The following is a 6083-nucleotide window of genomic DNA, read 5'->3' on the forward strand; positions in this document are numbered from 1 at the left end:
GATCCGACTTGCTCTGACAGGTTTGCACCAGCCAAAGTAGCGGTCAAATCTCCAGAAGCGTTCACCTCGACTGCGCTCGGTGAGCGAAGCCGAACCAAAGTTCCGGTATGCCCTACCGTACTCAAGGCAGCGTTCAGGATGTTGATGGCTGCGTTGTGGTCTCTATCTAACTCACAGCCACACTGACAAACGTGAGTTCGAGTCGAGAGACTTTTCTGGACCACCGTGCCGCAACTCGAACAGGCTTGGCTGGTATAGGCAGGTTCGACCGCAACGGTTATCCTGCCAAACTTTTCTCCAAACTGTTCCAACCACTTCCTGAACTGATACCAACCCGTATAGTGAATGGTGTTGGGGAGACAGTGGTTTCTCACTAGATTCCGTATCCTCACGTCTTCGTAGGCCACCAGATCGTTAGATCGGATTACGCAACGCGCCAGTCTCTTGGCGTGTTCTTCACGTTGCCGACTTATTTTGAGGTGAACTCGTCCGAGTCGATTGACGGCTTTTTTTCGGTTGGCAGAGCCTTTCTGTTTTTTGCTCACCCTTCGGTGAGCGCGTTTCAGCTTTTTCTCAGCGTTTCGGTAAAACCTCGGATTCGGTTCGCATTCTCCGTTTGAATCGGTGTAGAACTCTTTGAGTCCGACATCCAACCCCACGGTATTTCCTGACGGTTCGAGTGTTTCTCGAACCTCGACACTAACGCAGAACTGTGCGTAGTAACCGTCAGCCCTGCGAACCAGTCGAACCCGTTTAATTTGTTCTGTACTGTAAAACGCCAAATCCCAAGTTCCAACCAGTTTTAGTCGTCCTATATTTTTCTTATCCGTAAAGACAATATGCTTGGGGTCGAGTAACTTCCAACCTGAAGTTTTATACTCAACGGAACGACTGTTTTTCTTGAACTTGGGATATCCTTTGTGTCCAGGAACAGACTTGCGACAGTTCTCGAAAAAACGAGAAATTGCCGACCAAGCGCGTTCGGCTGAGGCTTGACGAGCCGTGCTGTTGAGTTCTCGGGCAAAGCCATACTCTCGAGCCAGGACTCGACAGTATTTGTTGAGGTCGTATTTGTTAACACCTCGGTTATCTATCCAATAGCGCAGTGCCTTGTTGCGAACGAACTGTGCGGTTCGGATCGCTTCGTCAATCGCTGCGTATTGGTGGGGTTTACCTTTGACTTTGAACTCGAGAACAAGCATTGTCGTTTAGCTTGATTGTTCTGAATATTTTAGCACAAAAAACAGGATTGTCAAAAGCCGCCCTAGAAGGGCGGGGTTTTAGACCCAAATTTTTTGATAAATACTTGGCATAAATAAGCCAAGCTGTTCTAGTTTAGTTTTATCATACCTCCTTCAACATTAACGACACCGCCTTTGACATTAACCGTTGCTCCACCGCTAATATTCACAGTTGTAGATGATTGAATATTGACTTCAGAGCCTCCTAGCTCCATGGTACTACCCGGAACCATCAGTTTAATCGCTTTAGAATTTAAGGCGATTTCAGAGTTTGACTGAATACTGACACTACCAGAACTATCATCTAACTCAATGGTTTGTCCTTTAGAAGTAGTTATGGTAATTTTTTGACCACTATCATTAATCTCCAATTTTCGATTATCTTTTGTGTGAATATAGATTCCTTTTTTGCTCGAATCTTTATCTTCTTCAACCAATTGAATTTGGTGGCCACTTGTGGTTTTTAAAGTCCGCAATCTGACCTTCCCATCGACAACTGTGCTTTGGACGTTTTCAGGCGGAGCATCTTGACCGTTCCAGACGCCACCGATCACGTAAGGACGATGAATATCACCATGCTCGAAAGCCACGAGAACTTCGTCGTCTACTTCGGGCAACCAATCGAAACCCCGCTTGGCTCCAGCTCCCATCGAGACAACTCGCGCCCAATGACTTTCGTGTTCTTCGGTGAGACTGGGAAATTGAACCTTAACGCGATGTAAGCCTTCGGGATCGGCGTTATTGGTCACGATACCAATCAAACAAGTTTGACCGGGTTGGAGACGTTGCGGAGGCGAGAGTGTGTTTAATAAGTTGTCGTTGCGTAAACCGCGAACGCTAAAGTCAGTTTTGTAAATACGCTCGAAATAGGTGTGGCGGGCTTCGGTAATGTAGTATGTACCGTCATGTTTTCCCATTTCTTCGAGTTCGACAACTCGACCGGGGCGCAGTTTTGGATTCCCTTCAGCTCTCGCATCGGCGTAAACAAATTGTCCTCCGAGTTCGTTAAAGAGAGATTGGGCAATTGTCTCGGCTTCTTTGGCGCAGCTAACGGGGCGATCGATGACGCGCATGGTGGGATCTTTTGGTTTCCCGTTGAATGGGGCGCTGTATTGGCTGCCCTCACCATTCTGGGTTTCGGTCATCACTGTAGCCTGATTGGCTTTAGAAACAATGGCTTTTTTAGCTTTATAATCCCAAGCGCGAACCTCGACTTCTTTAACTTGCTCCGAACTAGAAACTCGCACTCTAAAGTTGTCGATATCTTTGAGCCATTTTAGCTTCAGACTTTCATCTTTGCTGGGTTTTCTAAAATTTAATTTTCCATCACTGACAAACAACTCAAATCCCAATCGTGCAGCTCTTTCTCGCAAAAATTCCATGTTGGTTTGATTTTGCTGAAACAAATATTCGTGGGGAATGCCGCTATTTTCAACTTTGCCAATTTCAATTCCTGCTTCTTGGGCGATTTTTTTAACGACATCGGTATCGGTCACGTTTTGGAACGAGCGGTTCCAGCGACCTCGGTGCAGTCGGTGAGAGGTGTCGTATCCTCGAATGATAATGGGAGCTTGCGATCGCTCGGTAAAGTGTGTTTCGATTGCCGAAATCTCTCCTTTGAAAATACTATCTTTTTCTTCTTGATTAAATGAAGGAGATTCCGTGGTACTCGCGACAAAGCCGATCTGCACTTCTTCGCCAATTTTCATGATGTTTTGATGTTTCCAGGCTCGTTCGGCTTTCCCACCTGGAAAATAGTCATTTTTGATGGCAATGACAAACATCGATGGAATATGTAAGCTCTCTTCAACGGTCACTTGAATGATATCTTCTATCAGTTCTGGAGAAGCCGGGCTGCCGCCAATTTTGAGATCGATGAGAGATCGATAAGTACCTGCCATAGCTTTTAAGTTTTTAGGATTAGGGTATTCAGGGGTGTAGTTTTAATCGGCTATTACTGATGCGATCGCACCAGTAACGATCGCAGCCAAGTCATCAAAGTCTGCTTGCTTCTCTCATGATTCTCTCATTGTATAACGTTGCATTGCACTTAGATTTTTGTGAATATTTCAGGAATTAAGAGCTAAAACCTGTTGAGCTTTTTATCTGCATAGTCGAAACCCCGATCGACAAGATTGTCGAGAAGATTGGAGGTATTTTTGAATTGATTTCCAAGTTGCTCCTCGACCAAGTTGTTAACAGTCTCAGAAGTATTATCAAGTTGATTGAGAACACGATCTTTATAACTGTTGAGCGATCGCGACTCGATACTATCTTTTTCGCGTAGTTTATTGGAAACTGCTCGTCCACTACTCATCGCATTCATCGCCTCAATCGCCATTCCCACAACAGCGGAGCCTTCGTCGGCTTCTTTCAGCGTTAAGCTATCAATCTTCGCTCGAACAGGAATACCACTGGGTAAAAACATGGTGAGTTTGTAGTTCAGTTGTTCGAGAAAGCAGCGACGCAACAAAATGCGATCGCCCCATACAAATGTATAAATCGGCGTCCGCTGAGTCCCTGGAGCAAATTCAACTGCTTTTTTTAAACTCGCGATGTAAGTATCGACGACACTAGTACCGTCTTGGTAAGTATCGAAAATAATGTTACTAATCGTCAGTGTTACGGGATTAATGTTAGAAAAGCTGGTTTTTGATTTACCGCTATTTTCACTCCTAGCACCGGGATTATCCGCCACCTCAACACTCATATCATAAGTTAACTCAGTGGGATTGAACATAAATTCAATGGGCGGAGCTGGGTCGTTAGGAATCAGTCTCGCTTTCTGGAGTTGGGACATATTTGATGGCACGGTCGATTCTCCAATTCAATAAACTACGGGAATATTCGCTCTTTCAACCGTTCGACTCGCAAGCGAATAAGATGGTCAACTTCCGTTGTGAGACGATTGAAAGCACGGCTAAATTGCAGGTTTAAAAGCTTGGACTCCAGATTGTCTTCTGGATTTGCTTTACGTTTTCTTCCTACAATTAAAGGATGATGGTTAATGTCTGCCCAAGGTGAGCTACTCGGAATGATACGCCCTTCTCGTTCTTGTTCTAACACGAGTTTTCGGCGAAGCTGCATGTAGACTTGTTGAGCGATTTCGCCGAGTTGACTGCCCTCTAGAGATTCAGAAGCTCCAACTTCGGCACTGCTACTCGAAAGGGGCGAACTTAAAGACGAAGCGGTTGCGCTCTGAGTTGGGGTGTCTGGACGAGTCTCCAGTTTAGATTCCGAACTGAGCGAGCCGCTTTTCGCTGCTGCTTTTGAGTCATTGTCGCTACCTGCAACGAGCTGCGTCAAGTTGTCCCAACTCTCGGGCGTTTCTAGAGCTGTCACCGCCGTTGTCGGCTCGATTAACTCTTCGAGGTTCGACCAACGCTCCGGAACGTTCGCCACTTCCATCGGCTGAACTTGGGGAATGTTTTGACCGAGGTGGGTTGCGATCGCAGGCGTCAGATTAAACTTCGAGCTGGGGACGAGCGGTTGAGCTCCAGAGCGATCGCGGGTTTCGTCAGAAGGGGTTTGAGGTAGCTGTTCGGGACTCGACCACTGGCTATCTTGAGAATCCCCGAGGAGTTCCTCCGCTTCCGTTTGGAGTTGGATTGATGGGTTGTTGGAGCGACGAAGTGGTTGTGGTTGCGCGATCGGATCGACCGAACTCACCTCCGCAGCTTCGGGAGACGATTCTAACCCTGGCTCAGGCAATTCGACAGATGCTTGGGGGGCAGATGGTTCGAGAGCCGCATCCACTTTAGTCTGCTGGATATTTAGGTTGGCTGGGCGATCGCGATCGGCTGCCGGTTCGGGGAGTCTAGAAATTCGACGTTCTGGGGAGTCGGGGGAACGATGAATCGTTTCCCTGGGAGGATCGGAGGCGGGGGGATGAGGAATAATCCTCGACTCCCCTTGTTCGACATTTGAGGAATCTTGACTCGGAGATGTTTGAACGGCTGTTTCCTCCGCAGACGCCGATACCTCTGGACTGGGAGAGGGAGGAGTTGGAAGTATAGAGGTTTCGGTTTGACGGCGAACTTCTGGAGTCGTTGGAGTGGTGGGATGAGGGGAAGGGAAAGGAGGCGTCTGGGAGGTTTCCTTGGCAACTGAATCAGTGCTAGGTTGAATCGTCGGCCGACTCATGACTTCTGAGCTTTCCCCAGAAGGTTCTGGCGTCAGAGTGATGGTAGAGCGATCGGCATCTGCGGCCTCAAGTCCCTCGCTTGGTAACACTTCGGCAGAAGTCTCCGAAGCTGGAGCAACGACGGTTTCTGTTGGCTCTAACGGTGAGGCTTGAAGGGGTACGTTATCAAAACGATTTTCCGCATGAGACTCTTCAAACGTTGGGCGTGTGTCCTCAATGGATGGAGAGTCTGAGAAGTGTTGTCGAGGGTGAGGAGATTGTGGAGATGATTCGGGATTGACTACAGGATCGGTAGCAGGCTGCAAAGCTGGGTTCTCGACCGGTCGAGTTTGGGGTCGGTTTAGCTGGCTAGCTGTATCGCTTTGTGGCTGAATTGGTGCGTTCTCGGCGGAGACAGCCTGAGAGTCTTCAGATAACCCCGAGGTAACTTGGCTGTTGTCAGAGGTTTCCGGCGAGAGGGGTTGCCGTCGAACGGTTTCCGACTCGGGGGAAGCCTTTTCGGGTAGGTCGAGTTGGTGCTGGACTGGGGCGTCTGGCTGAGTTAGAGGTGAGGTTAGAGGGGACGAGTCTAACTTAGGCGCGATGGAAGTGGGTTGGGTATCGCTGTCGCTCAGAGGTTCTGGGTTAACAGCTTGAATATCAACTTGTGGCTGAATTGGTGCGTTCTCAGCCGAGACAGCCTGAGAGTCTTCAGATAA

The 6083-nt window shown here is 48.0% G+C and carries 4 protein-coding genes; all 4 read right to left on the minus strand.

Annotation, left to right across the window (positions count from 1 at the left end; all coding sequences use genetic code 11):
* Positions 1-1202, minus strand: a 1202-nt coding sequence (locus GEI7105_RS0128180; RefSeq protein WP_017663698.1) for an RNA-guided endonuclease InsQ/TnpB family protein, incomplete at its 3' end; no start/stop codon positions are given.
* Between the two features lie 128 nt (positions 1203-1330).
* Positions 1331-3142 (minus strand): VgrG-related protein, encoded by a 1812-nt coding sequence (locus GEI7105_RS0128185; RefSeq protein WP_017663699.1) that lies wholly within the window; start codon positions 3140-3142, stop codon positions 1331-1333.
* Positions 3143-3324: 182 nt separating this feature from the next.
* Positions 3325-3981: a CIS tube protein gene (locus GEI7105_RS39180; RefSeq protein WP_192816712.1), complete on the minus strand. Its 657-nt coding sequence runs from the start codon at positions 3979-3981 to the stop codon at positions 3325-3327.
* Positions 3982-4076: 95 nt separating this feature from the next.
* A partial coding sequence (locus GEI7105_RS38070) for a hypothetical protein (protein ID WP_158413286.1) occupies positions 4077-6083 on the minus strand: 2007 nt, incomplete at its 5' end.

Source organism: Baaleninema simplex PCC 7105 (assembly GCF_000332355.1).
GTDB classification, from domain to species: Bacteria; Cyanobacteriota; Cyanobacteriia; order Cyanobacteriales; family Geitlerinemataceae; genus Baaleninema; species Baaleninema simplex.